General features: G+C 71.2%; 25 protein-coding genes. 19 read left to right on the top strand and 6 right to left on the bottom strand.

Annotated elements, in window-relative coordinates:
• Positions 1-72 precede the first annotated feature (72 nt).
• Together OHS58_RS46775 and OHS58_RS46770 are read right to left on the bottom strand one after the other, a co-directional pair.
• The gene (locus tag OHS58_RS46775; RefSeq protein ID WP_328646547.1) at positions 73-513 is read right to left on the bottom strand and encodes a Clp protease N-terminal domain-containing protein; all 441 of its coding nucleotides are present in this window, start codon (positions 511-513) and stop codon (positions 73-75) included.
• 7 nt (positions 514-520) lie between these two features.
• Positions 521-724, bottom strand: coding sequence for a hypothetical protein (locus OHS58_RS46770; RefSeq protein WP_247062147.1), 204 nt, complete (start codon positions 722-724; stop codon positions 521-523).
• A 59-nt stretch (positions 725-783) separates the two neighbouring features.
• Here OHS58_RS46770 and OHS58_RS46765 point away from each other — a divergent pair, with 59 nt between their 5' ends.
• The 13 genes from OHS58_RS46765 (at position 784) to OHS58_RS46705 (ending at position 13,944) form a co-directional block, all read left to right on the top strand.
• Positions 784-2,172: an FAD-dependent monooxygenase gene (locus OHS58_RS46765; RefSeq protein ID WP_328646546.1), complete on the top strand. Its 1,389-nt coding sequence runs from the start codon at positions 784-786 to the stop codon at positions 2,170-2,172.
• Between the two features lie 26 nt (positions 2,173-2,198).
• Entirely contained in the window at positions 2,199-3,173 is a 975-nt protein-coding gene (locus tag OHS58_RS46760; protein WP_328646545.1) for an LLM class flavin-dependent oxidoreductase, read from the top strand.
• Between the two features lie 626 nt (positions 3,174-3,799).
• Positions 3,800-4,594: an MlaE family ABC transporter permease gene (locus tag OHS58_RS46755; RefSeq protein ID WP_247062143.1), complete on the top strand. Its 795-nt coding sequence runs from the start codon at positions 3,800-3,802 to the stop codon at positions 4,592-4,594.
• A 2-nt stretch (positions 4,595-4,596) separates the two neighbouring features.
• Entirely contained in the window at positions 4,597-5,448 is an 852-nt protein-coding gene (locus tag OHS58_RS46750) for an MlaE family ABC transporter permease (RefSeq protein ID WP_326947026.1), read from the top strand.
• The gene (locus OHS58_RS46745; RefSeq protein ID WP_326955345.1) at positions 5,445-6,719 is read left to right on the top strand and encodes an MCE family protein; all 1,275 of its coding nucleotides are present in this window, start codon (positions 5,445-5,447) and stop codon (positions 6,717-6,719) included. The genes OHS58_RS46750 and OHS58_RS46745 overlap by 4 nt, the downstream gene beginning before the upstream one ends.
• On the top strand, positions 6,716-7,720 hold the full coding sequence (locus OHS58_RS46740) for an MCE family protein (protein WP_328646544.1): 1,005 nt from the start codon (positions 6,716-6,718) through the stop codon (positions 7,718-7,720). Before OHS58_RS46745 ends, OHS58_RS46740 begins: the two co-directional genes overlap by 4 nt.
• Complete coding sequence (locus OHS58_RS46735; protein WP_326947023.1) at positions 7,717-8,709, top strand: MCE family protein; 993 nt, start codon at positions 7,717-7,719, stop codon at positions 8,707-8,709. The genes OHS58_RS46740 and OHS58_RS46735 overlap by 4 nt, the downstream gene beginning before the upstream one ends.
• On the top strand, positions 8,706-9,737 hold the full coding sequence (locus OHS58_RS46730; RefSeq protein WP_326947022.1) for an MCE family protein: 1,032 nt from the start codon (positions 8,706-8,708) through the stop codon (positions 9,735-9,737). Before OHS58_RS46735 ends, OHS58_RS46730 begins: the two co-directional genes overlap by 4 nt.
• Positions 9,734-10,816, top strand: coding sequence for an MCE family protein (locus OHS58_RS46725; RefSeq protein ID WP_326955347.1), 1,083 nt, complete (start codon positions 9,734-9,736; stop codon positions 10,814-10,816). The genes OHS58_RS46730 and OHS58_RS46725 overlap by 4 nt, the downstream gene beginning before the upstream one ends.
• Positions 10,816-12,024 (top strand): MlaD family protein, encoded by a 1,209-nt coding sequence (locus OHS58_RS46720; protein ID WP_326947020.1) that lies wholly within the window; start codon positions 10,816-10,818, stop codon positions 12,022-12,024. Before OHS58_RS46725 ends, OHS58_RS46720 begins: the two co-directional genes overlap by 1 nt.
• Complete coding sequence (locus OHS58_RS46715; protein ID WP_328646543.1) at positions 12,012-12,512, top strand: hypothetical protein; 501 nt, start codon at positions 12,012-12,014, stop codon at positions 12,510-12,512. Before OHS58_RS46720 ends, OHS58_RS46715 begins: the two co-directional genes overlap by 13 nt.
• A complete protein-coding gene (locus OHS58_RS46710) occupies positions 12,512-13,219 on the top strand; it encodes a hypothetical protein (RefSeq protein ID WP_328646542.1) in 708 nt (235 codons plus the stop codon). The genes OHS58_RS46715 and OHS58_RS46710 overlap by 1 nt, the downstream gene beginning before the upstream one ends.
• A gap of 80 nt (positions 13,220-13,299) precedes the next feature.
• A complete protein-coding gene (locus OHS58_RS46705) occupies positions 13,300-13,944 on the top strand; it encodes a hypothetical protein (RefSeq protein ID WP_326947017.1) in 645 nt (214 codons plus the stop codon).
• Between the two features lie 43 nt (positions 13,945-13,987).
• On the opposite strand, the gene OHS58_RS46700 is transcribed toward OHS58_RS46705, so the two are convergent.
• On the bottom strand, positions 13,988-14,860 hold the full coding sequence (locus OHS58_RS46700; protein WP_328649969.1) for an RCC1 domain-containing protein: 873 nt from the start codon (positions 14,858-14,860) through the stop codon (positions 13,988-13,990).
• 439 nt (positions 14,861-15,299) lie between these two features.
• Here OHS58_RS46700 and OHS58_RS46695 point away from each other — a divergent pair, with 439 nt between their 5' ends.
• The 4 genes from OHS58_RS46695 to OHS58_RS46680 all read left to right on the top strand — a co-directional run bounded on the left by OHS58_RS46695 (position 15,300) and on the right by OHS58_RS46680 (position 18,636).
• A complete protein-coding gene (locus OHS58_RS46695; RefSeq protein ID WP_326947015.1) occupies positions 15,300-15,938 on the top strand; it encodes a DUF6801 domain-containing protein in 639 nt (212 codons plus the stop codon).
• A gap of 81 nt (positions 15,939-16,019) precedes the next feature.
• Positions 16,020-17,447: a DUF6801 domain-containing protein gene (locus tag OHS58_RS46690; protein ID WP_328646541.1), complete on the top strand. Its 1,428-nt coding sequence runs from the start codon at positions 16,020-16,022 to the stop codon at positions 17,445-17,447.
• An 11-nt stretch (positions 17,448-17,458) separates the two neighbouring features.
• Positions 17,459-18,025: a hypothetical protein gene (locus tag OHS58_RS46685; RefSeq protein WP_328646540.1), complete on the top strand. Its 567-nt coding sequence runs from the start codon at positions 17,459-17,461 to the stop codon at positions 18,023-18,025.
• Positions 18,026-18,039: 14 nt separating this feature from the next.
• The gene (locus tag OHS58_RS46680) at positions 18,040-18,636 is read left to right on the top strand and encodes a DUF6801 domain-containing protein (protein ID WP_328646539.1); all 597 of its coding nucleotides are present in this window, start codon (positions 18,040-18,042) and stop codon (positions 18,634-18,636) included.
• A 266-nt stretch (positions 18,637-18,902) separates the two neighbouring features.
• Here OHS58_RS46680 and OHS58_RS46675 read toward each other — a convergent pair whose 3' ends face one another.
• Positions 18,903-20,180, bottom strand: coding sequence for a PucR family transcriptional regulator (locus OHS58_RS46675; RefSeq protein ID WP_247062109.1), 1,278 nt, complete (start codon positions 20,178-20,180; stop codon positions 18,903-18,905).
• A gap of 296 nt (positions 20,181-20,476) precedes the next feature.
• Here OHS58_RS46675 and OHS58_RS46670 point away from each other — a divergent pair, with 296 nt between their 5' ends.
• Both OHS58_RS46670 and OHS58_RS46665 read left to right on the top strand, forming a co-directional pair.
• Positions 20,477-21,175: a hypothetical protein gene (locus OHS58_RS46670; RefSeq protein WP_328646538.1), complete on the top strand. Its 699-nt coding sequence runs from the start codon at positions 20,477-20,479 to the stop codon at positions 21,173-21,175.
• A complete protein-coding gene (locus tag OHS58_RS46665) occupies positions 21,172-21,534 on the top strand; it encodes a GntR family transcriptional regulator (RefSeq protein WP_326947009.1) in 363 nt (120 codons plus the stop codon). Before OHS58_RS46670 ends, OHS58_RS46665 begins: the two co-directional genes overlap by 4 nt.
• 21 nt (positions 21,535-21,555) lie before the next feature.
• Here the strand turns inward: OHS58_RS46665 and OHS58_RS46660 are convergent, their stop codons facing one another.
• Together OHS58_RS46660 and OHS58_RS46655 are read right to left on the bottom strand one after the other, a co-directional pair.
• Positions 21,556-22,347, bottom strand: a complete 792-nt coding sequence (locus OHS58_RS46660) for an arginase family protein (RefSeq protein ID WP_328649968.1) — start codon at positions 22,345-22,347, stop codon at positions 21,556-21,558.
• Positions 22,348-22,349: 2 nt separating this feature from the next.
• The gene (locus tag OHS58_RS46655) at positions 22,350-25,727 is read right to left on the bottom strand and encodes a pyruvate carboxylase (protein ID WP_326947008.1); all 3,378 of its coding nucleotides are present in this window, start codon (positions 25,725-25,727) and stop codon (positions 22,350-22,352) included.
• Between the last annotated feature and the right edge of the window lie 10 nt (positions 25,728-25,737).

The following is a 25,737-nucleotide window of genomic DNA, read 5'->3' as shown; positions in this document are numbered from 1 at the left end:
CCGTCCTCCTTTGCGGTTCCGGTGCGCCACACGGTATCCGGTCGGACATGCCTCAGAGGGAAAAGGCGGATTTCACAATCGGCGCCGGACTTCCTGCTGGTCGACGCCGAGCGCGGCGAACAGGTCCGCCGCCGGATCCGGCGGGGTCACCGACAACAGCGCCCGCAGCAGTTCCACCGGATCCCGGCGGCGTGGCACACCGCGGATCGCCTCGTTGACCACCGCCCGGGCGTTCGACGTCAGCGCTCCCGGCGTCAGCTTCGCGCGTCGCCGGGGGGCGGGTGCCGGGCGGAGGCCTTCGACGTCGATGCCCAGGGCCGCCAGGGCTTCGCGGTCCAGGCGGTCGAGGGCGGCGTGGGCCGCGGCCAGGTCGACGCCGAGGGCCCGCGCGCAGTCGGCGTTGTGGAGCAGGCCGAGCAGCAGGTGTTCGGTGCCGAGCCGGCGGTCGCCGCGACGGCGGGACTCTTCGAGGGCCTCCGCGACGACCGAGGCGAACGGGCTCTTGGTGATCATCCGGCCCTCACTTCCCGTGCTTCGTGTGCACCGACTGCCGGGCCACGCCCAGGGCGTCGCCGATCTGCTCCCACGACCAGCCGCGGTCCCGGGCGTGCGCGACCGCCGCCGTCTCGACCTGCTCGGCGAGCCGGTGCAGCGCGCCGACGGCCCGCAGCGCGACCGCGGGGTCGGTTTCGGAAACCCGGCCCGAAAGCTCTTCCGCCTCCATGGCATGTCAGTCTAGCCTGACACCAGACGTCAGTTCAAACTGACAAGAGGAGAGACGTCATGGATGTAGCGGTGATCGGAGCGGGCCCGGTGGGCCTGATGCTGGCGGCGGAGCTGCGGCTCGGCGGGGTCACGACCGTGGTCCTCGACCGGCGGGCGACGCCGGACGAGCGGCCGCGCGCGAACGGGCTCGGCGGCCGGATCGTCGAGCAGCTGGACCACCGGGGGCTGTTCGAGCGGTTCGCGGCCGAAGCGGCGTTCGCCGGGCCGTTCCCCGGGTTCCCGTTCGGGCCGGTGCCGCTGGACTTCACGAAGCTCGGCAGCCCGCCGCTGCGTGGGCTGATGCTGCAACAGCCGCGGATGGAGGCGCTGCTCGCCGAACGCGCCGTCGAACTCGGCGTCGAGATCCGGCGCGGGCACGAATTCGTGGACGTCGATACGGTTCGCGGCCCGGACGGCGAGTACCGGCCGGCCGCGCAGTACGTCGTCGGCTGCGACGGCGCGCACAGCCGCGTCCGCGCACTGGCCGGCATCGGGTTCCCCGGCACGACCGACGACGAGCTGCTGCGGTTCGGGCACTTCCGGACGGACCAGCCGTTCGACCTCTTCACCACGGCCCACGGCCTGCGCCGGGGCTGGAACCGCCGTCCGGCCGGGCGGGTGCTGGTGACGTCGCTGACGCCGGGTGTGGTGATCGTCGGCGTCCGGGAGGTGACGCCGGAGCCGTCCGGCGAGCCGACCCTCGACGAGTTCCGGGAGAGCGTCCGGCGCGTGCTCGGCGCCGACCTGCCGCTGGGCGAGCCGCTGTGGCTGTCGCGGACGGTCAGCCAGGCTCGGCTCGCCGAGCGCTACCGGGCCGGGCGGTTCCTGCTGGCCGGCGACGCCGCACACCTCTTCCCGGCCGGTGGTTCGTCGCTGAACGTCGGGCTGCTGGACGCGGTCAACCTCGGCTGGAAGCTCGCCGCCGTCGTCCGCGGCGAAGCCGGTGACGATCTGCTCGACAGCTACGGTTCCGAACGCCGTCCGGTGGCCGCGCGGACGTTGACCCAGACGCGCGTCCAGGCCCTGCTCGAACGGCTGACCGGCGAGGACGGCGACGCGCTGCGGACGCTCTTCGGCGAGCTGGCCGCGTTCGAGGAGCCGACACGGCACCTCGCCGGGCTGCTGCGCGACGCCGACGACCTGCCGTACGTCCCCGACCTGGCGCTGACCGTCGGCGGCGAGACGACTCGCGTGGCGGAGATCATGCGGGCCGCCCGGACCGTGCTGTTCGACTTCGCGGACCGCGCCGACCTGCGGGAAGCCGCCGGATCGCGCGTGAAGATCGTCACAGCCACCTGCGCGGCGGCGACGGAGGACGCGCTTCTCGTGCGTCCGGACGGCGTCGTGGCGTGGAGCGGCGGCGATCCGGCGGCGTTGCGGGAAGTTATCGGGACACCGGGGCGTTGACCCCGGTTGTGAGCTCACTGCCTGATGTGCCGCTGTCCGTGCTCGATCTGTCCCCGGTGTCCGAGGGGATCAGCATCGGGGAGACGTTGCGCAACACCCTCGACCTCGCCCGCGCCACCGAGCGGCTGGGCTTCAACCGCTACTGGCTGGCCGAGCACCACAACATGCCCGGCATCGCCAGCTCGGCGACGGCGGTGCTGATCGGGCACGTCGCCGACGCGACCGAGCGCATCCGCGTCGGCTCCGGCGGGGTCATGCTGCCCAACCACGCGCCGCTGGTCGTCGCCGAGCAGTTCGGCACGCTGGAGGCGTTCCACCCGGGCCGCATCGACCTGGGCATCGGCCGCGCGCCGGGCACCGACCAGCGGACGGCGCTCGCGCTGCGCGGGCCGGGCGGGCTGTCGGCGGAGAACTTCCCGGAGCACCTGCAGGAGCTGATCGGCTACTTCACCCACTCGGAGGCCCGCGGGGTCAACGCCGCCGTCGCCGAGGGCAACCAGCCGCCGGTCTGGCTGCTGGGTTCGAGCGGCTTCAGCGCGCAGCTCGCCGGGCGGCTCGGGCTGCCGTTCTCCTTCGCGCACCACTTCGCCGCGGAGAACACCATCCCGGCGGTGCAGCTCTACCGCGACAACTTCCGGCCCGGCGCGCTCGACGAGCCGTACGTGATGCTCGGGACGTCCGTGGTCGCCGCCGAGACCGACGAGCGCGCCCAGTTCCTGGCCGGGCCGTCCGGCCTGACGTTCCTCAGCCTGCGCCGCGGCCGGCCGATCGCCATGCCGACGCCCGAGGAGGCGGCGGACTACCCGTACACCGAGATGGACCGCGCGTTCCTCGCCGACCGCTTCGGCTCGAGCATCATCGGCTCGCCGGAGACGGTCCACAAGGGACTCCAGCAGCTCCTCGACGACACGGACGCCGACGAGCTGATGATCACGACGATGGTCCACGGCCACGCGGACCGCGTCCGGTCCTACGAGCTGATCGCCGGCCTCAAGTCCTGACGGGCTTCCGGCGGACGCGTGATCCGAGGGTCGACACGCGTGATTGAGGAGCCGACTCGCGTGATTGAAGGGTCGACACGACGCGGCATCGCCCGCACCGCCGTGTCGACCTCCTGATCACGCGTGTCGACCTCCTGATCACGCGTGTCGGCTTTGCGATCACGCGGGCCGGCGTTCCGGACAACTCCGGCGAACACGCGTACCTGGAGGGTCGGGTTGTGTGGCTGGACGGACGTCGCTCTTGCACCTACCCTGCCGGGCAATCTTCCGGCAGGGTTGATGTGTCGTCCGTTCGGGTAGACGTGCGTGCCGGGAATGGGCCGGACTGTGCAGGGGTGAACAGTGCGTGAGCCCGGAGCCGTAATTTCCTTTCCTCGGTTGACAACAAGATCCGGGCCGTTTGTCAGTAATCGACAAGAAATGCGCGGTTACCAGGCCGTGACCGCGTGATCATGCTCAAGTTCTTGTCTCCCAGCAGGGCCGTGGTTAGCGTACCGACCAGTAGGAAACGGCACGGTGACCCCCGAGACCGTGAATGGCCGACATGAGATAGCCCGTTCGGACCAGTTCATTTGCTCACCTCGGGTGTATTCGTCGTGCCCGCGAAACACTGGGGAGGCACTCGAATGGCCGAACGGACGACGACGACGTCGTTCCCCGGGGCCGCCGCACTGCGGCAGACCGGGCGGCTTTACGCGCTCGGCCTCGACGTCGTCCGGCTGACGTTCCGGCGTCCCTTCCAGACGCGCGAGCTGATCCAGCAGTTCTGGTTCATCGCGAGCGTCTCGATCCTGCCGACGGCCCTGGTGTCGATCCCGTTCGGCGCGGTCATCGCGCTGCACATCGGGTCCCTCACCACGCAGATCGGCGCACAGTCGTTCACCGGCGCGGCGAGCGTGCTGGCCATCATCCAGCAGGCCGCCCCGATCGTGACGGCCCTGCTCATCGCCGGCGCCGGCGGCAGCGCGATGTGCGCCGACCTGGGCTCGCGGACCATCCGCGAAGAGATCGACGCGATGGAGGTGCTCGGCGTCTCGCCGGTCCAGCGCCTGATCGTGCCGCGGGTGCTCGCCGCGATGGGCGTCGCGATCTTCCTCAACGGCATGGTGAGCGTCGTCGGCGTGCTCGGCGGCTACTTCTTCAACGTCGTCATGCAGCACGGCACCCCGGGCGCGTACCTGGCGAGCTTCTCCGCCCTCGCCCAGCTCCCCGACCTGTGGATCAGCGAGATCAAGGCGCTCATCTTCGGCTTCGTCGCCGGGGTCGTCGCCTCCTACCGCGGGCTCAACCCCAAGGGCGGGCCGAAGGGCGTCGGCGACGCGGTCAACCAGTCCGTGGTCATCACGTTCCTGCTGCTGTTCGTGCTGAACCTGGTGCTCACCACCGTCTACCTGCAACTCGTGCCGCCCAAGGGGAGCTGAACGTGACCACCACGGAAGTCCCCAAGTCCGCGCGGGTGCGCGAAGCCGTCGACCGCCGGTTCGGGTTCCTCGACACCCTCGGCGACCAGATCCTGTTCTTCCTGCGCGCGATCGCCTGGATCCCGCGCGCGCTGCGCCGCTACCTGCGCGAAGTCGTCCGGCTGCTGGCCGAGGTCAGCTTCGGCAGCGGCGCGCTCGCCGTCATCGGCGGCACGATCGGCGTGATGATCGGGATGACCGTCGCCACCGGCACGGTCGTCGGCCTGCAGGGCTACTCCGCCCTCAACCAGGTCGGCACGTCGGCGTTCGCCGGGTTCGTCTCGGCCTACTTCAACACCCGCGAGATCGCGCCGCTCGTCTCCGGCCTCGCGCTGAGCGCCACCGTCGGCTGCGGTTTCACCGCGCAGCTCGGCGCGATGCGCATCTCCGAGGAGATCGACGCGCTGGAAGTCATGGGCATCCCGAGCGTCCCGTACCTGGTGACGACGCGGGTGATCGCCGGTTTCCTCGCCGTCATCCCGCTCTACGCGATCGGCCTGCTCTCGAGCTACCTCGCCTCGCGGCAGATCACCGTGTGGTTCTTCGGCCAGTCCGCGGGCACCTACGACCACTACTTCCTGCTGTTCCTGCCGCCCGGCGACGTGCTCTGGTCGTTCGGCAAGGTCCTGGTGTTCAGCGTCGTCGTGGTCTTGGCGCACTGTTACTACGGCTTCCGCGCGAGCGGCGGCCCGGCCGGCGTCGGCGTCGCCGTGGGCCGTGCGGTGCGCACCGCGATCGTCGCGATCAGCGTGCTCGACTTCTTCCTGTCCCTGGCCATCTGGGGCGCGACGACCACCGTGCAGGTGGCCGGATGAGACGCGATACCCGCCGGAAGGCCGGGGTCCGCACCGCCGGGGTGCTGTTCCTGGTCGTGATGGGCGTGCTGGTCACGCTGTCCATCAAGGTCTACGACAAGGACTTCGTCGCCACGGTGCCGGTGACGCTCAAGGCGAGCCGCATCGGCAACCAGCTCTCCCCCGGCGGCCAGGTCAAGGCCCGCGGCGTGCTGGTCGGCGAGATCCGCGACGTCAAGGCGACGCCCGAGGGCGCCGAAGTCGCGCTGGCGCTGGAGCCGGACAAGGTGTCCCTGCTGCCCAAGGACGTCTCCGCGTTGCTGGTGCCGAAGACGCTGTTCGGCGAGCGGTACGTCCAGCTGTCCATCCCGGACGGCGACCGGGGCCCGCACCTGAGCGCGGGTGACGTCATCGCGCAGGACCGCTCGGCCAACGCGATCGAGCTGGAGCGGGTGTTCGACAACCTGCTGCCGCTGCTCAAGGCCGTCCAGCCGCAGAAGCTCGCGACGACGCTGACCGCGGTGTCGACGGCGCTGCAGGGCCGCGGCGAGCAGCTCGGGCAGACGATCGACACCGCCGCGAGCTACCTCAAGGAGTTCAACCCCAACCTGCCGCAGCTGACCTCGGACATCCGGGACCTGGCGACGGTTTCCCAGGTGTACGGCGACATCGCGCCCGACCTGCTCGACGCGCTCACCGCCTCCGCCGTCACGCTCAACACGGTCAAGGAGAAGCAGGCGGATCTCGCCGGGGTCTACCAGCAGGTGACGTCGTCGTCGCAGGAGATCACCACGTTCCTGCAGAACAACCACGACAACCTCATCTCCCTGGCCGCCGACAGCCGCGCGCCGCTGGAGATCGCCGCGAAGTACTCCCCCAGCTTCGCCTGCACCCTCGCTTCGCTGAACGCCCTGAGGGGATCCATGGACAAGGTGCTCGGCGCGGGCACGAACGAACCGGGCCTGCACGCCGAGGTCGCGGTGACCGCCGACAGCGGCAAGTACCTGCCCGGCAAGGACGACCCGCGCTTCACCGACGGCGGCGAGCCCCGCTGTTACCCCTCCGGCGTCGCCCCGACCGCCGGCACCGCCGCGGCCACCCCCGGTGCCACCGGCCACCCGCTGCTGCCCGGCGGCCAGGGTGACCTCGGCGTCGCGAACTCGCCGCAGGAACAGCAGCTGCTCGCCACCCTCGTCGCGCCGTCGATCGGCGTCCCGGACGCCCAGGTGCCCGGCTGGAGCAGCGTGCTCGTCGGCCCGCTCTACCGCGGCACGGAGGTGAAGCTCAAGTGAGGAACATCGCCTCCCCGCTGATCAAGAGCCTCATCTTCATCGTCGTCACCGCGCTCGCCACGACGTTGCTGGCCATCTCCATCACGAACTCCGGCCTCGGCGACTCGAAGCCGTACTCGGCGAAGTTCCTCGACGCCACCTCGCTCAACGTCGGCGACGACGTGCGCATCTCCGGCGTCCGCGTCGGCCAGGTCGAGTCGCTCGACATCAGCGACCACAACCGGGCGCGGATCGGGTTCTCCCTCGACAGCGGCCGCCGGCTGCCCGCCGACGTCCACGCGGTCATCAAGTACCGCAACATGGTCGGGCAGCGCTACATCGCGCTCGAACGCGGCACCACCGGGACGCGGGACCAGCTGCCCGAAGGCGGCGAGATCCCGCTGGACCGCACGACGCCCGCGCTGGACCTGACCGACCTGTTCAACGGCTTCAAGCCGCTGTTCCAGGCGCTCTCGCCCAACGACGTCAACGAGCTCTCCGGCGAGATCGTCCAGGTGCTGCAGGGCGAAGGCGGCACCGTCGAGAGCCTGCTCGCCCACACCGGCTCGCTGACCACCACCCTCGCCGGGCGCGACCAGGTGATCGGCGAGGTGATCGGGAACCTCAACACGGTCCTGAAGACGGTCAACGGCAAGGGTGACGCGCTCGCGAACCTCGTCTCCACGCTGCGGCAGCTGGTGTCCGGGCTGGCCGGCGACCGCGCCGCGATCGGCGACGCCATCAGCGGCATCGGCGACCTCACCCAGTCCACCGCCGGGCTGTTCGAGCAGGCCCGCCCGCCGCTCAAGGCCAGCATCGCCGGGCTGCAGGGCGTCGCCGGGAACCTGGCCCAGAATCAGTCCGATGTGGACGGTTTCCTGACCAACCTGCCGGTCAAGTTCACCGAGATCGGCCGGGTCGCCTCCTACGGCAGTTGGATGAACTTCTTCCTCTGCCGCGCCACCCTGGAAACCACGCCCCAGCGCGGTGTCTACGTCCCGACGCCGAGGTGTGAGTCGTGAAGTCCTTCAAGGAGCGCAACCCGCTCGTCCTCGGCGTGCTCGGCAGCGTCGCGCTGGCCGCGCTGCTCACCGTCACGTTCAACTACGACAACCTGCCGATCGTCGGCGGCGGCACGACGTACGAGGCCGAGTTCTCCGAGGCGGCCGGCCTGCAGGCCGACGACGAGGTCCGGATCGCCGGCATCAAGGTCGGCGAGGTGCGCGACGTCGCGCTGGCCGACGACCACGTGCTCGTGTCGTTCCGGGTCAAGGACGCCTGGGTCGGCGACCGCACGTCCGTCCAGATCAAGATCAAGACGTTGCTGGGCCGCAAGTTCCTCTCCCTCGACCCGAGCGGCGACGCTGTGCAGAACCCGGACCAGGCGATCCCGCGCACCCGGACCGTCACACCCTACGACGTCACCGACGCCTTCAACGGCTTGGCCAACACCGTCGGCTCGATCGACACCAAGCAGCTCGCGGACAGCTTCACGACGTTGTCGGACACCTTCCGCAACTCCCCCGAGCACGTCCGCAGCGCGCTCGACGGGCTGTCCCAGCTGTCGAAGACGGTGTCGAGCCGCGACAGCCAGATCTCCGAGCTGCTGGCCAACGCCCGGACGCTGACCACGACCCTGGCGAACTCGAACGACGACTTCGAGAAGCTGATCGACGACGGCAACCTGCTGCTCACCGAGCTGAACCGGCGCCGCGACGCGATCCACGACCTGCTCACCGGCTCGGCCCGGCTCGCCGACCAGCTCAGCGGGCTGGTGCAGGACAACACCGCGCAGCTCAAGCCGGCGCTGCAGGCGCTCAACCAGGTGACGGACCTGCTCAAGCGGCAGAACGACAACCTGACCAAGGGCCTGCAGCTGGCCGGGCCGTACTTCCGCGTCGTCACCAACACGACCGGCAACGGCCACTGGATCGACGCCTACCTCTGCGGCCTGCTGCCCGAGAACCACGACCCGTGCGTCCCGCCGAAGAACCCGGGAGGGACCAAGTGAGCGCGCTGACCACCACCAGGGCCGGGGTCCTGACCAGCCGGTTCATCGCCGCCGCCCTGCTGCTCGCGCTGGTCGTCACGGCCGCGCTGTGGTGGGTGTTCGCCGGCAGCGGCCAGCACCACGTCACGGCGTTCTTCTCCCGCGCGGTCGGCGTCTACCCCGGCTCCGACGTCCGCGTGCTCGGCGTCCGGATCGGCGAGGTCGACGCCGTCACCCCGCGCGGCGAGCAGGTGCAGGTCGACATGAGCGTCGACGGCTCGGTCGGCGTCGCCCAGGACACGACGGTCCTGGTGATCGCGCCCAGCGTCGTCGCCGACCGCTACGTCCAGTTCGCCAAGCCGGCCCGCGGCGGGCCGCGGCTGCCGGACGGCGCGTCGATCCCGGTGCAGCGCACGGCGACGCCGGTGGAGCTCGACCAGCTCTACGCCAGCCTCGACTCGCTGACCAAGGCCCTCGGCCCGAACGGCGCGAACTCTCAGGGCGCGCTGTCGGACCTGCTGAAGACCGGCGCGGCGAACCTGCAGGGCAACGGCCAGGCGTTCAACGACAGCGTCAAGAACTTCGCGCAGCTGGCCCGCACGCTGGCCGGCAACTCGGGCGACCTGTTCGGCACCGTCGACGAGCTGCAGCAGTTCACGACCATGCTCTCGACCAACGACCAGCAGGTCAGCAGCGTCAACCAGCAGCTCTCGCAGGTGTCGGGCACGCTGGCCGCCAACAGCGGCGAGCTGGCCCACGCCCTCGACGGCCTGGGCCGCGCGCTCGGCGACATCCAGGGGTTCATCCGCGACAACCGTGGCGCGCTCAAGGCCAACGTGGACAACCTGGTGACGACGACGCAGACGCTCGTCGACCAGCGCGCGTCGCTGGCCGGCACGCTCGACGCCGTCCCGCTGGCCGTGACGAACGTGCTCAACGCGGTCGACCCGGACACCGGACGGCTGCTCGGGCGCGCGAACCTCGACTACTACCAAGAACTTCCGCTGCCGGTCACCGGCGACGTCTACACCAACGGGGGTGGGCGATGAAGCGGGCCCTCGCCGCCGCGGTCGTCGGCTGCCTCCTGCTCACCGGCTGCTCGTCGGGTGAGTTCAAGGGCGTCTACGACCTGCCGCTGCCCGGTGGCGCCGACGTCGGCGCCCACCCGTACGACGTGACCGTGCAGTTCGCCGACGTCCTCGACCTGGTGCCGCAGGCCGCGGTGAAGGTGGGCGACGTCCCGGTCGGGCGCGTCCGGGAGATCCGGCTCGGCACCGACGGCTGGACGGCCGAGACCGTGCTCGAGGTCAACGGCGACGTCGTGCTGCCCGCCAACGCCGTCGCGCGGCTGCGCCAGTCCAGCCTGCTGGGCGAGAAGTTCGTCGAGCTGGCGCCACCGGACGACACGGCGACGGCGTCGACCGCGGGCCCGCGGCTCGCGAACGGCGCCACGATCACCCTCGACCGCACCAACCGCAACCCCGAGTTCGAAGAGATCTTCGGCGCGTTGTCCCTGCTGCTCAACGGCGGCGGGATCGGGCAGCTGCAGACGATCAACCGCGAGCTGTCGAAGGTGATGGACGGCAACGAGGAGCAGATCCGCTCGTTCCTGGGCGGGGTCGACAGCCTGATGACCGACCTGGACGCGCACCGCTCGGACATCACCGAAGCGCTCGACGGCCTCAACCGGCTGTCGGCGACGCTGGCCAACCGCCACGAACAGGTGTCCGGCGCGCTGACCGACCTGACGCCGGGCCTGCAGTCGCTGACCGAGCAGCGCACGCAGCTCGTCTCGATGCTGCAGTCGCTCGACCGGCTCTCGACGGTGGCCACCGACGTCGTCGACCGCAGCCGCGACGACCTGGTCGCCGACCTGCGCTCGCTCGCGCCGATCCTGCAGCAGCTGGCCAAGGCCGGGGACGACCTGCCGCAGTCGCTGCAGATGCTGCCGACGTTCCCGTTCCCCGACTCGGTGCTCCCCGCGGTGAAGGGCGACTACATCAACGTCTACACGTCGATGATCCCGGCGGCCGGCGTGCCGCTGCCGCCGCCCGGCCAGGGCGTCCCGCCCGGCCTGCCGACGCTCCCGCTGCCGAGCGGCGAAGCCCGCGTCTCCGGAGGCCGCTGATGCTGACGCGCAGAGTGCGGATCCAGGTGGTGCTGTTCGTCATCATCGCCCTGGCCACCACGGCGTTCGTGGGCGCGAACTACGCGGGTCTCGGCCGGTTGTTCGGTTCCGGCAGCTACACGGTCAAGCTGGAACTGGCCGAAGGCGGCGGCCTGTTCACCAACGGCGAGGTGACCTACCGCGGCGTCGCCGTCGGCCGGGTCGGCGAGCTGCGGCTCACCACCACCGGCACCGAGGCCGACCTGCTCATCGACGACGGCGCCCCGCCGATCCCGGAGAACTCCCAGGCCGTGGTGGCGAACCGGTCCGCGGTCGGCGAGCAGTACGTCGACCTGCAGCCGCGCACGTCCGACCGGCCGTACCTGGCCCAGGGTTCGGTGATCCGGCGCGAGTCGACGACGCTGCCGCTGCCGGTGAACAACCTGCTGACGGACCTGGACTCCTTCACCGCGTCCGTGCCGACGCAGGACCTGCGCACGGTGGTGAACGAGCTCGACGACGCCCTGCGCGGCGCCGGCCCGGACCTGCAGACGCTGATGGACTCGGCGACGACGTTCACCCAGGAAGCGAGCACGCACCTGCCGCAGACGTCGAAGCTGATCGGCGACGGCGCGACCGTGCTGCGCACCCAGGTCGACTCCGCGGCCGAATGGCGCTCGTTCAGCAGCAACGCCAAGGTGTTCGCCCAGCAGCTGGCCAGCTCGGACGGCGACCTGCGGCGGCTGATCGCGACCGCGCCGCCCGCGGCGTCCGAGCTTTCGAGCCTGCTGAAGGAGAACGACCCGGGCCTGCCGATCCTGCTGGCCAACCTGCTGACGACGTCCCGGGTGTTCGCCACCCGCACCGACGCCGAGCAGCAGTTCCTGGTCAACACGCCCAAGGCCGTCGCGGCCGTCGGCTCGGCGCTGAACGACCAGGGCAACGCGCTGCGGATGGGCCTGGTGCTGAACTTCGACAACCCGCCGCCGTGCCGGCAGGGCTACGAGGACACCCCGCACCGGGCGAGCACCGACGTCTCGCCGCTGCCGTTCCGGACCGACGCGGCGTGCACGCTGCCGTACGGGAACGAGAGTTCGGTGCGCGGCACGCAGAACGCCCCGCACCCGGCCGTGCCGGCTCCGGCCGTGCCGGGCGGGCTGACCGGCCCGCTCGGGTTCGGCACCCAGGCGACGTCGACGAGCCTCGAGGAGATGCTGTGGCTGCGGTGAAGTTCCTGCCCTTGGTGCTGGTGGCGGCGGCCGCGGTGTTCGCGGGCGGGTCGGGCTACGCGTGGTACTCGGCGTCGAACGACCCGGCCCTGACCTACGGCGCCGCCCGCGACGACGCCCTCTCCAGCGGCCGGACGCTGGTGACGGAGCTGAGCAGCCTGGACTACCACGACGTCGACGGCGGTCTCGGCCGCTGGCTGGCGGCGTCGACGGGCCCGCTGCACGACCAGCTGGCCCACACCGACGACACGACGAAGAAGACCCTCGCGGCGAACGCCACGGTGGCGACGGGCCGCGTCCTGGACGCGGCGTTGAGCGAGCTGGACGAGCACGCGGGCACAGCGAAGCTCCTGGCCTCGGTGGAGATCACGATGGCGAAGCAGGGAACGGCCCCGGCGGTCAAGCGCAACCGGTTCGCGGCGGCGCTGACGCGCACGCCGGACGGCTGGAAGCTGAGCGCGCTCGACCAGCTGCCGGTGGGTGCGTGATGAGCCGGACAGAAGAGATCACGGCGATCGAGGAAGCCGACGAGCGCGACCTCGTCACCGAGCCCGACACCAACACCGACGCCGACGCCATCGAGACCGAGACCGACGACTACGACGTCGTCCCCGAGGCAGCTGATGCGGACGAAGCGGATTCCGCCGAAGCGGCACTTTCACGTGAAAGTGCCGCTTCGACCCGGCGGCCGGCCTGGCTGCGGCTGCCCGCGCTCCTGCTGGCCGCCGCCCTCCTGCTGACCGGGGCCGGCGTCTGGTTCACCCTCGAAGCGCGGTCCGCCTCGGGGAACCCGGCCGCCGACAACCTCGCCCTCACCGACGTCGGCGCCACCGCCGACGTCACCTCGGCCGTCACGCTCGCCATGAACCGGATCTTCTCCTATTCCTACGACAAGACCGACGTCACCGAGAAGGCCGCCGCGGCCGTGCTGCGCGGTTCAGCGAAGGATTCCTACGACAAGCTCTTCGCACAGGTGCGTGAGAAAGCACCCCAGCAGAAACTCGTGCTCACTTCACGCGTTTCGGCGATCGCCGTGCAGGATCTCCGGAATGGTCACGCGCGGTTACTCGTCTTTCTCGATCAATCAGCCGTCCGGGCCGACAACAATGCGACCGACAGTGCCGCGGCCCAGCTTTCCGTGACCGCGGAACACACCGGCGACGGCTGGGTCGTCACCGAACTCGAACCGCGCTGAGGCCGTTCCACCGAATAGCGCACTTCACCGGTTCCGGAAGCATCCGGAACCGGCCGGGAAAATCGCAAGGGAGAACAACTATGTCCGTGGCAACGCAGCTGAAGAGACTGGCTGTGCTCACGTCGGCGGCCGCCGTCGTGCTGACCGGGGTCGCCGTGACGCCCGCGTCGGCCGACATCATTCCCATCGCGGTGTCCTACAAGGTCACCGGCTCCACCACGGTCAAGAAGACCGGCAGCGCCATGAAGCTCGGCCCGGGCAGCCTCAAGGGCAACCTGCTGATCGACGACCAGACCGGGTCGGTCGGCCTCAGCGCCGACCTGGCCCTGCCGCCGGCGCAGGCCGACATCTCCCTGCTCTCGGGCATCTTCCGCATCAAGGCGAAGGTGAAGGTCACGCCGCTCGGCCCGGCCACCGGCACGATCGCCGACGGCAACATCGTCACCAAGGCCAAGGCCAACATGGAGATCTACGACATCTGGGCCGGCCCGATCGTGCCGATCATCCCGCTGCCGACCGTGCCGGGCAGCTGCAAGACGAAGACCCCGCTCGACCTGACGCTGTCCGCGCAGGACGTCGACATCACCGCGCCCTCGTTCACCGTCAAGGGCACCTACACGATCCCCGAGTTCACCAACTGTTTCATCGCCGACATCGCACTCGGCGCGCTGATTTCGGGGCCGGGCAACACGATTTCGCTCGACCTCGCCAACGACGCCACCTGATCCGGCCGCGGGTGGCGGGCTTCCGGGCCCGCCACCCGCAGCTTCAGCAGGCCGCGGCCGGGTCCTCCTTGAGCGCGAAGCTGTCGTTGTCCCCGGCGGACACCCCGAAAACCGGGCCGCACCAGATGAACGTCGACTCGCCGACGACGTTGGAGCCCCAGCTCACCACCGTTCCGTCGGCCTTGTAGGCGACGTTGTGGTTGAACCCGGCGTCGACGCCCACGACGCCCGACAGGGCCTCCGGCGGCACCTCGGTCTGGTGCAGGCTGTCGCGGCCCCACGCGTAGACGCGGCCGCCCTTGAGCGCCAGGCTGTGGTTGAACCCGGCGGACACCGCCGTGACGCCGGACGTGAGCCCGGCCGGCACCGTCGCCTGGCCGTAGGTGTTGCTCCCCCAGGCCAGCACCCCGCCGTTCTTGATGGCCAGGTTGTGGTCGCCCCCGGCGGAAATCGCGGTGACGCCCGTCTGCGCGGCGGCCGGCACGTCGGTCCGCGTCCCCCAGCTCACCACCAGCCCGCCCTGCTTGAGGGCCAGGCTGTGCATGTTGGACGTCGAGATCGCGATGACGCCGCTGCTCACCGACGCGGGCAGGGTGGTCTGGCCGTACCAGTTGTTCCCCCAGGCCAGGACCTTCCCGCTCTTGAGGGCCAGCTCGTGCCCCCAGCCGGACGCGATCTGGCTGACCCCGGACGTCGCCGCCGCGGGGATCTGGTTGGCGCCCCAGTTGTTCGCGCCCCACGCGAGGACCGCGCCGCCCTTCAGCGCCAGCGCGGTCGTGCTGCCCGCCGACACCGCGGTGACCCCGGTCAGCGCGTCCGGCGGCGGGATCGTGACGTCGTAGTCCGGCTTGCCCCAGGCGAGCACGCCGCCCACGGTGGCCGCGTTCGCGGGCAGCGCGCACAGCGACGCCGCCATAACCGCGGACACCGTGAATACGGCTCCGCCGAGCGATAGCCGTCCACAACGGGAAGTACCGGGCACGGTAGCCTCATTTCTCCGGTTTCGTTATCCGGGATTGCCTCGGCAAGATCACAAATGGTAGACCGTTCGGCACAGCGGTTCGCCGCCGTGACCGCACTTTGTCACAATCCGCCAAATCCGTGACCGAGCCTACGCGGCGGGACACAAGAAATCGATACACCCGCACGGGCCCTCACCCACGCAAGGACGAAGTCTTGTTCCGTACTGAACTGGCGAGTAGCCTCGATTTCGGCAGATGGACCTCCACCTCGCACGCCGGTGAATCGCGTCCCGCCACCCGGGGCAATGGGGTCGGGTGAACGCGATGGGGGCACGGCGGCGAGAAATCGATCAGCCAAAGCCGAGACTGAACTGAATCAAAGGAGATGAAGCCATGTCCCGACTCAGCAGGCTGTCCGCCGGTATCGCCACCACCGCGACCGCCATCGGCGCCATCGCGGTGCTGACGGCCGGCGTCGCGTCGGCCGCGACGATCACCTACACCGCCGGCGGCTCGACGCCCGTCACGTACAACTGCACCTTCCCGGGCATCTCGCCGCAGCCGGTCACGGTCGTCGCGCACCTGGACGCCCCGAGCTCGGTCGTGCACAGCACCTCCGTCACCCCGACCAACGTGAACGGCACGGCGACGATCAGCGCGACCGTCCACTCGCTGCTCACCGCGGTCGGCTACGACGGCATCCGGGGCACGGCGTCCGTGCCGGTCTCAGTGTCGTCGGGCACGCTGTCGCAGCCGGCGGCGACCGGGCTGAACATCCCGCAGGTGATCTACCCGACCGGCGGGGCGATCACGGTGAACATCGCGCAGGTCGCGACCTCCAGTATCCCGACCTACACCGCCCCGGCCGCCGCGGGCACCTCGACGCTGTCGCTGACGAGCTCGCTGTCGGCGGCGCTGGAGTTCCACAAGAAGTCCACCGGCGCCTGGACGCCGTGGGCGATGAGCTGCACCCTGAAGGTGACGAGCCCGGCGCAGAACACCGCGTTCAGCCCGAGCATCACCGTCTCCTGACGCGACGTCCCGGTGCGGGCCCCCTCGACGGGCCCGCACCGGGACTTCCCGTCCCCGCTCGCGAACCACCCGAGGAACCCGATGCCCCGTCGAGTCCGGCCCCGCACCCTCACCGTTTCCGCGCTGGCGGCCGTCGGCCTGCTGTCGGCGGTGAACGGCGCGCTGACGGGAGTCGGCTCGGCCGCGCCCGCACCCGCGGTCCCGCCGGACACGAACGCGAAGACGTCGGTGACGGTGACCTGCCCCTTCGCCGATCCGCTCGGCGCGCGCAAGCTCACCACCGAGACGGCGGCCACGCTGCCGGCGCAGGCGAAGACCGGGACGTCGGCGACGATCCGCGGGTTCGCCACGAAGCTCACCCTCCCCCGCGACGTCGCGCTCTCCTTCCTCCCGGCCGGGGCCACCGCCGGGTCGCTGCAGGGGAGCCTGGACGTCGACCTCGCCGTGCACCAGGGCGACCGCGCGGACAAGGTCCCGGTCCCCCTCACCGTGGCGGCCACCCCGCTGCCGGACACCGGGGACGTCACCCTGACCGCCACCGGCGCCGTGCCGGAGATCGCGCTGAACACCGTCGGCGCCGTCACCTTCGACGTCACCGCGCCGACGCTCTCGCTGACGACGGTGCCGCCGGCCGGCACCGTGGCCACGCAGCCGGCGCCGCTGATCGCGTGCACCCTCGATCCCGACCAGCAGACGACGCTGGGCAAGGTGCTGGTCCTCCCGCCGGTGAAGCCGGGGACAGCGGCGAAGAAGCCGGCCGCGGCCGCCGCCGAAGCCCCCGCTCCGGGCGATCCGCCGACCGAGGACGAGTTCGCGGTGCCGCTGAGCCTGGTCACGATCATGACGAGGTCGACGGTCAAGAAGCTCGGCGCGACCGTCACCGCCGATCCGTCGTTCCTGATCAACGGGCTGTTCATCCTCAACCTGAACGACGGCAGCTCGCGGGTGACCGGGTCGACCACCTTCAACCGGGCGACCACGTCGTTCCTCGGCTTCGGTTTCGTGCCGACGACCGCGACCGTGGAGTTCCTGCCGGTCGACTACCGCAACAGCAAGATCATCGAGGTCGCCGGGAACATCACGACCGACCCGGACACCGGGGCCACCTTCCTGAACACCACGCTGCAGGTGATGGCCCGCCTGAGCAACGCGAAGGTCAACGGCGTCCCGCTCGACCTCGGCCCCGACTGCGTGACGGCGCAGACGGTGACGCTCACCCTGGACGGCCCGTACGAGGCGTTCGGGGTCGGGCACATCCAGACGGACCCGGAGAAGGGTTTCCGCCTGCCCGCATTCACCGGCTGCGGCACCGGCGGGCAGGACCTGTCGCCGCTGCTCACCGGCATGAGCTCCGGCGACGGCAACCAGGCCTACGTGGACACCTACAACCTGGTGGTGTGCACGGATCCGGACAGCACCCAGTGCCCGCCCGGCTCCAACGGACCGCCGCCGGACGCGCTGAAGGCGGCCGCGAAGCACGCGGAGAAGGCCGTCAAGAAACCACACTGAGGGGGAAGCTCATGAGGGGGCTCGGAACGGCCGTCGTCGCGGCACTGCTCGTCACCGGCGTGACGGCGGGAACCGCGAGCGCGACCACGCTGGCGAAGACCGGCTCGCTGACCTACAACTGCCCGTTCCCGGGCATCACGCCCCAGCCGACGACGGTGGCCGCGAAGCTGTCGGTCACCGATCCCCACCCAGGCCTGCCCTTCACGGTTTCGCCGTCCCTCCAGCAGACCTTCCCCACCAGTGTGCGAACGCTGCTGAACGCGATCGGTTACGACGCGGTGCGCGGGTCGCTCAGCGCGGCGTTCTCCGTCACCGACGCGACACCGGCGGCCGGAGTGATCGCGGGCGGTTTCCCCGCTCAGCCGTTCACCACCGTCACCGTGACCGGCGCGCCGCAGACGTTCACCGCCGGCACGGCCGGTTCAGTCGGCTTCTCGCTGGGCGCGAGCGTGAGCGGGCTCCTCGAGTTCCACAAGGCGTCCACCGGGGCGTGGACCCCCTGGACGGCGAACTGCACGCTCAAGGTCACCAGCCCGGCGCAGAACACGGCGTTCACGCCGAGCGTCCCGATCACCTGACCCGGGAGGAAACCGTGAAGATCCGCCGCCCGCTCGTCCTGGCCGCCGCGACGGCCGCCGTGCTCGCCGGAACGGCCGCGCCGGCCGGGGCGGTCACGACGACGTTCCACTCCGCCTCCGGCGTGGCCCACAACTGCACGTTCCCCGGGATCGCCGCGCAGACGCTGTCCGCGGTGGAGCAGTTCGACGGTCCCGGCTCGATCCCGCACGGCACCGCTCCCGGGATCACGAACATCTCCGGCAGCCTCGGCATGACGACGACCCTGAAGAACCTGCTGCACGCCGCCGGGTACGACGGCGTCCGCGGCAGCGGCATGATCCCGGTGAAGCTGACGGGCGCCACCGTGACCTCGAGCACGCCCGGCGTGATCGCCCCGACCATCTGGAGCGGCACCACGGCGGCGATCACCTTCACCGGCGGCGCGGAGACGTTCTCGGCCGTCTCGGGGGCCAGCTCGGCCACGTTCGCGATGAACCCGCCGTTCAGCCTGGCCCTGGAGATGCACAAGTACACCACCGGCACCTGGACGCCGTGGACGATGAACTGCTCGCTGAAGGTGACCAGTCCCGCGCAGAACACGGCGTTCAGCCCGAGCCTGATCATCACCTGACCGCGGCCACCGTCCACAGGGGAGCAACCACGACGGTGCGCCGTGCCCGGACCACGGTTCTCGCGACCGTGACGGTCTTCGCCGCGGCCGCGGGGCCGGCCCGGGCGAGCACGATGCAGCTGTCGCCGCACCGGGTGCCCGGCACCACGGGACCGACGGGTTACGCGCCGACCTGCACGCAGCAGCCCGGCCAGGACGGCGCGTTCACGCCGGCCCTGCCGATCCGGCAGCACCCGGCCGCCCGCCGCGGCGAGCAGCCACTACCGCTAGCTCGGCGTCCACTGTGGACGGATCGCGCCCGTGCGCGGGACCGGCAGCAGGTCGCTCACCGGGTAGCGCAACGGCAGCGGGGCCGCGCCCGCGCGCAGCGCCAGCTCCATCTCGAAGCGGGCGCCCGGGTCGCGGAGGCTGTCGCCGAAGGTCGCCTGGAGCTGGCGCATGCGGTAGCGGACCGTCTGGGGGTGGACGCCGAGGCGTTCCGCGATCTCCACCACGTTGCCCTGGCTGTCCAGCCACGCCCGCAGCGTCTCCAGCAGCCGCTCCTGCTGCTTGCCCGTCATGTCCGCCAGCGGCGCGAACAGGCGGTGCCGCAGCGTGCCGACCAGGCCCGTGTCGGAGTTGACCAGCAGCGTCGCCAGGTGCTCCTCGGCCCGCAGCACCGGGCGGGGCACCAGGACGCCGCGTTCGGTGAGCTGCAGCGCGTTCCGGGCCCAGCGCAGGGAGTCCGCGACCGAGGCCAGCGGCACGCACGGACCGATCGAGAGGCGGCAGTCCGGGAGCGCCACCTGCAGCGTCGCCAGGCGGGCGCTGCCCAGCTGGCCGGGCACGACCAGCTTCGGGTCGGGGGTGTCGAGCTCGGCGAGGACGTCGGCGTCCAGGCCCGCGTGCCGCCGGGCCGGGGCGACGCCGTCGGCCGGGCAGACGGCCACCGGGGTCGCGTCGGTCGGGACCGTCCAGCCGATCAGCTGGGCCAGCTCGGCGATCGCCTTCGGTGACGCGGGCGGCGTCTCGAGGATCAGGTGCAGCAGCTTGCGGCGCCAGGTGTCGAGCGCGCCCGCCGTGCGTGCCTTCGCTTCCAGGTAGCCGTCGAGCGCGACGGAGGCGAGCTCGTCCATGAACGCCAGCATCGCGTCGGCCAGCTGGGACATCACCGCCGACGAGAGCCCGCTCCGCCGTCCGACGCGCATGATCCGCCGCCACGACACCCGCGCGCCGACCCGGTAGGCCGACTGCAGCGTGTCGAGGCTGCGGCCCTCGCGCATCTCGTTCTGCCCGAGGCGGTGGTGCACGTCGTGGGACTGTTCCTTGGACACCGTCGGGTCGGCGATCTGCGCGACGAACAGCGTGATCGCGTATTCGACGCCGGCGCGGATCGACTTGCCGTAGGGCCCGTCGAGCGGGCGGGCGTAGGCCGGGATGGTCGCGCGGATCTCGTCGACGATCTCGGCGGCGAGGCTGGCCAGCTCGGGCCGGAGGATGTCGGCGAGCTTGCGGGGCAGTGCCGCGGGTGGTGCCGGATGGTCGAATCCGCGCTCGACCGACATCGCAGCTCCTTTGCTCCGCCCCAGAGGCCCCGCTCCACGCGCGGCCGAGCACCCCGCGTCCGATGCGGGGTGACACCGGACACATCGAAAAACTAGCCCGGAACGTGTCACACCTTCGAAGGGAAACCGATTTCTTGTCATCTTCGTGACAAGTTCACGGGGACTCCATGCGCAACGCTGACAACTACCCCGCCGACTGCACCCGGATGTACGTACGAACGGACGAACTCCGCGCCCGCCGCGCACCCGGACACGGCCGCTTGTATCGTGTGGTTGATACAAGCGGGAGGTACGACATGGCGTGGGACAACATGCTCGCGGTCGGGCTCTTCATGGGCCTGGTCGGCCTGGTGATCCTGATCATCCTGTGGCCGAACGACAAGCGCGGGGCCCGCCTGCTCGTGCGCTGGGGGGTGCCGGACCCGGACGCCGCTGAAGTGGCGCTGGCCGTCCGGTACCTCAAGCGGCGCCGGTTCTGGTACCCGTGGCTCTACCTGGCGCTCCCGCTGCTGTTCGGCGGCAACAACGACGGCGCCTCGATCGCCGGCACCCTGCTGCTCGGCGGCCTGATCGCCGAACTTCTGGCCCAGCGGCCCACGCGTGGCCCGCGGCGGGAGGCGGTCCTCGTCCGGCGGCGGCTGCTGGACGTCGTCCCGGCCTGGGCCCTGGTGCTCAGCGGGCTGGCGTCGGTGTCCGCGATCGCGCACCTGGCCCTGATCACGCAGTGGAAGCTGCTGGCGGTGGCCGCGGGCACGACGGCCGTCTGCTGGGCGATCACCCTGCTGGCCGTGCGGCGCCCGCCGGCCGGGGAGCCGCGCGCCGACCTGGCGCTGCGCTGCCGCAGCGCCCGCGTCGCGATCGGGCTGGGCATCGGCACCTGCACGGCGATCGGCTGGACGCAGGGCAACCTCGGCTCGCTCCTGATCGTCGTGGTGGGCATCGCCGCGTTCCTGGCCGTCACCGCCCCGTTGAAGAGGCTCCCGGCTCTCGCGTGAAGATCGTCGTCGACACCGAGAACGGCCTGGCGCCCTGGCGGCAGGTGCACGACCAGATCATCCGCGCGGCCACGGCGGGCGCGCTCCCCGAGGGGACGCGCCTGCCGCCGATCCGCCAGCTGGCCCGCGACCTGGGCCTGGCGTCGGGCACGGTGGCCCGCGCGTACCGCGAGCTGGAGGCGGCGGGCTGGGTGGAGACGGCGCGGGCCCGCGGCACGGTGATCACGATCCCCACGGACCGTCCGGACCCGGCGGCCCTGCTCCTGGCCGCGGCGGCCGAGTACGCGACCCGGGCCCAGGACCTCGGCGCGAACCTCGACATCGCCCTCGACGCGGTCCGCAAGGCCTACCCGTCGTGAGTGGTAATGCGGGTTAGAACCCTAATCACCACTCACGAGAAGCCGGCCCAACGCAGCCAGAACCGGCTGAAGGACCTCGACCTCGCCTGAGTTGCCCACGCACTCGGTGACGCCCGCGCCGACGACGTCGTAGGCCGCCAGCGCGTCCAGCGACGACACCAGCCGCGCGATCGTCCACCCGTCCGGCTCGGGGTAGTTGAGGCCGCCGAACTCCGACGGATCCAGCACGTCGAGATCCACGTGGACGTACAGCTTCTCCGCGCCCGCCAACGCATCGACCGACGTGACCGCCAGCCCACGCGCAACCGCCGCACGCTCCTCCGGGTCGAACACCCGCGTCCCCAGCAGCACCGCGCGTCCCGGCTCCAGAGCCGGCGCCGCCGCGAACTCCGGGTCGCCCTCACCGAGCAGCGACCGCAGCACCATCCCGTGGAACGCCCCCGACGGCGACGTCGACGCGGTGTTCAGGTCCGCGTGCGCGTCGAACCACGCGACGCCCAGGCCCGGGCCGTACCGGTACCGGGCGACGCCGATCGGGACCAGCTCGACGCCGCAGTCGCCGCCGATCGTCAGTACCGGTCCACCGGGCGCCTCCAGCGCGGCCAGCTGGGCCGCGCGGTTGGGCCCGGTCAGCACGGCCCGTGACGCGATCCCACCGTCCACTGAGGACAGTTCACGGGACTGCGGGACGTGGTGCACGGGCCGGCCGAGCACGTGCCCGGCCAGCTCCGCGAGGGCCACGCAGCCCCCGGGCAGGTCGCCCGCCCGAGGGCCCACCGCGCCTTGCCGCTGCGGTACGGCGTTGATCAGCAGGGTCACTCCAGGACGAGCAGGAGGTCGCCGCCCTCGACCTGCTGGACGGCGTTGATCGCGCGCCGCGCCACCTTGCCGCCCGCGGACGCCGTGATCGACGCCTCCATCTTCATCGCCTCGATCGTCGCGACCGTGGCGCCGGCCTCGACCGTGTCACCCTCGTTGACCTGCAGCGTGACCACGCCGGCGAACGGCGCCGCGACCTGCTTCGGGTTGCCCTTGTCCGCCTTCTCGGTCGCCGGGATGTCCGACGCGATCGAGGTGTCGCGGACCTGGATCGGGCGCAGCTGGCCGTTGAGCGTCGACATCACCGTGCGCAGGCCGCGCTCGTCGGCCTCGCCGATCGCCTCCAGCTCGATGAGCAGCCGCACGCCCGGCTCGAGGTCGACGGCGTACTCCTCCCCCGGGCGCAGGCCGTAGAAGAAGTCCTTGGTGGGCAGCACCGAGGTGTCGCCGTAGGCCTCGCGGTGCGCCTCGAACTCCTTGGTGGGGCCGGGGAACAGCAGCCGGTTGAGCGTCCGGCGGGGGTTCTCCTCCAGGGCCTTGCGGTCCTCTTCGGACAGTTCCTGCACCGGCTTCGGGTCCGCGCGGCCTTCGAGGGCCTTGGTGCGGAACGGTTCCGGCCAGCCGCCCGGCGGGTCGCCGAGCTCGCCGCGCAGGAAGCCGATCACCGAGTCGGGGATGTCGAACTTGTTCGGCTCCGCCTCGAAGTCGGCCGGGGAGACGCCCGCGCCGACCAGGTGCAGCGCGAGGTCGCCGACGACCTTCGACGACGGCGTCACCTTCACCAGGTGCCCGAGGATCTTGTCGGCCGCCGCGTACATCGCCTCGATGTCCTCGAAGCGGTCGCCCAGGCCCAGCGCGATGGCCTGGGTGCGCAGGTTCGACAGCTGCCCGCCGGGGATCTCGTGGTGGTAGACGCGCCCGGTGGGCGAGGCCAGCCCGGCCTCGAACGGCGCGTAGATCTTGCGCACGCTCTCCCAGTACGGCTCCAGCTCGCCGATCGCGTCCAGGCTCAGCCCGGTGGTGCGGTCGGAGTGGTCGGTGGCCGCCACGATCGAGGACAGCGACGGCTGCGACGTCGTGCCCGCCATCGACGACACCGCGCCGTCGACGGCGTCCGCGCCCGCGTTGATCGCCGCGAGGTAGGTGGCCAGCTGGCCGCCCGCGGTGTCGTGGGTGTGGATGTGCACCGGCAGGTCGAACTCCTTGCGCAGCGCGGTGACCAGCCGGGTCGCCGCGGGCGCGCGCAGCAGCCCGGCCATGTCCTTGATCGCCAGGACGTGCGCCCCGGCGCCGACGATCTGCTCGGCCAGCTTGAGGTAGTAGTCGAGCGTGTAGAGCTTTTCGCCCGGGTCCGACAGGTCCGAGGTGTAGCAGAGCGCCACCTCGGCGACGGCGGAGCCGGTCTCGCGCACGGCTTCGATGGCCGGGCGCATCTGCTCGACGTCGTTGAGCGCGTCGAAGATCCGGAAGATGTCGATGCCGGTCTTCGTGGCCTCCTGGACGAAGGCGTTGGTCACCTCGGTCGGGTACGGCGTGTAGCCGACGGTGTTGCGCCCGCGCAGCAGCATCTGCAGGCAGATGTTGGGCACGGCCTCGCGCAGCGCGGCGAGCCGCTCCCACGGGTCCTCGGCGAGGAACCGCAGCGCGACGTCGTAGGTCGCGCCGCCCCAGCACTCCAGGGACAGCAGCTGCGGCACGGTGTTCGCGACGACCGGCGCCACCGCCAGCAGGTCCTTGGTGCGGACGCGGGTGGCGAGCAGCGACTGGTGCGCGTCGCGGAACGTCGTGTCGGTGACGCCGATGTGCGGCGACTCCCGCAGCCAGCGCGCGAAGCCCTCCGGACCGACCTCGACGAGCTTCTGCTTCGAGCCGGCGGGCGGCTGCGCGTCCTTCGCGAGCTTCGGCAGCTTCAGCGTCGCGTCGGGCGTCTTCGGGCGCTCGCCGTGCGGCTTGTTGACCGTCTGGTCGGCGAGGTAGGTCAGCAGCCGCGTGCCGCGGTCGGCGGAGTGCCGCGCGGTGAGCAGGTGCGGCCGCTCCTCGATGAACGACGTCGTGACGCGCCCGGCGCGGAAGTCCGGGTCGTCGAGCACCGCCTGCAGGAACGGGATGTTCGTGGCCACGCCGCGGATCCGGAACTCGGCGACGGCGCGGCGCGCGCGGCCGACGGCGGTCTCGAAGTCGCGCCCGCGGCAGGTGAGCTTCACCAGCAGCGAGTCGAAGTGGGCGCTGATCTCGGTACCGGAGAAGGCGGTGCCGCCGTCGAGCCGGATGCCGGAGCCGCCCGGCGAGCGGTAGGCGGAGATCATCCCGGTGTCCGGGCGGAAGCCGTTGGCCGGGTCTTCGGTGGTGATGCGGCACTGCAGCGCGGCGCCGCGCAGGTAGATCTTGTCCTGGCTCAGGCCCAGGTCGTCGAGGGTCTGGCCGGAGGCGATCCGCAGCTGCGACTGCACGAGGTCGACGTCGGTGACCTCTTCGGTGACCGTGTGCTCGACCTGGATGCGCGGGTTCATCTCGATGAAGACGTGGTTGCCCTGCTTGTCGAGCAGGAACTCGACGGTGCCGGCGTTGCGGTAGCCGATCTGCTTCGCGAACTTGACCGCGTCGGCGCAGATCCGGTCGCGCAGCTCGGGGTCGAGGTTCGGCGCCGGGGCCAGCTCGACGACCTTCTGGTGGCGCCGCTGCACCGAGCAGTCGCGCTCGTAGAGGTGGATGATGTTGCCCACGGCGTCGGCGAGGATCTGCACCTCGATGTGCCGCGGCTCCACGACGGCCTTCTCGAGGAACACCGTCGGGTCGCCGAAGGCGGACTCCGCCTCGCGCGCCGCGGCCTCGATGGACTCGCGCAGCTGGGCCGGCTCCAGGACGCGGCGCATACCGCGCCCGCCACCACCGGCGACGGCCTTGACGAACACCGGGAAGCCCAGCTCGTCGGCCGCCGCGACCAGCGCGTCGATGTCGCTGGAGGGCTCGGACGAGCCGAGCACCGGGACGCCGGCCTCGCGCGCGGCCTTGACCGCGCGGGCCTTGTTGCCGGTGAGCTCGAGGATGTCGGCACTCGGGCCGACGAAGGTGATCCCCGCTTCTTCGCACGCGCGCGCGAGATCGGGGTTCTCCGACAGGAAGCCGTAACCCGGGTAGACGGCGTCGGCCCCGGCCTTCTTGGCCGCGGCGACGATCTCGTCGACCGAGAGGTAGGCGCGCACGGGGTGACCCGGCTCGCCGATCTCGTACGCCTCGTCGGCCTTCAGCCGGTGCAGCGAGTTGCGGTCTTCGTGGGGGAACACGGCAACCGTGCCGGCCCCCAGTTCGAAGCCGGCGCGGAACGCGCGGATCGCGATCTCACCGCGGTTGGCCACCAGCACCTTGCGGAACATGCCCGGTCCT

Source organism: Amycolatopsis sp. NBC_00348 (assembly GCF_036114655.1).
Lineage (GTDB): Bacteria > Actinomycetota > Actinomycetes > Mycobacteriales > Pseudonocardiaceae > Amycolatopsis.
Note: the sequence above shows the minus strand (reverse complement) of the source record. Positions and strands in the feature narration are given on the sequence as shown.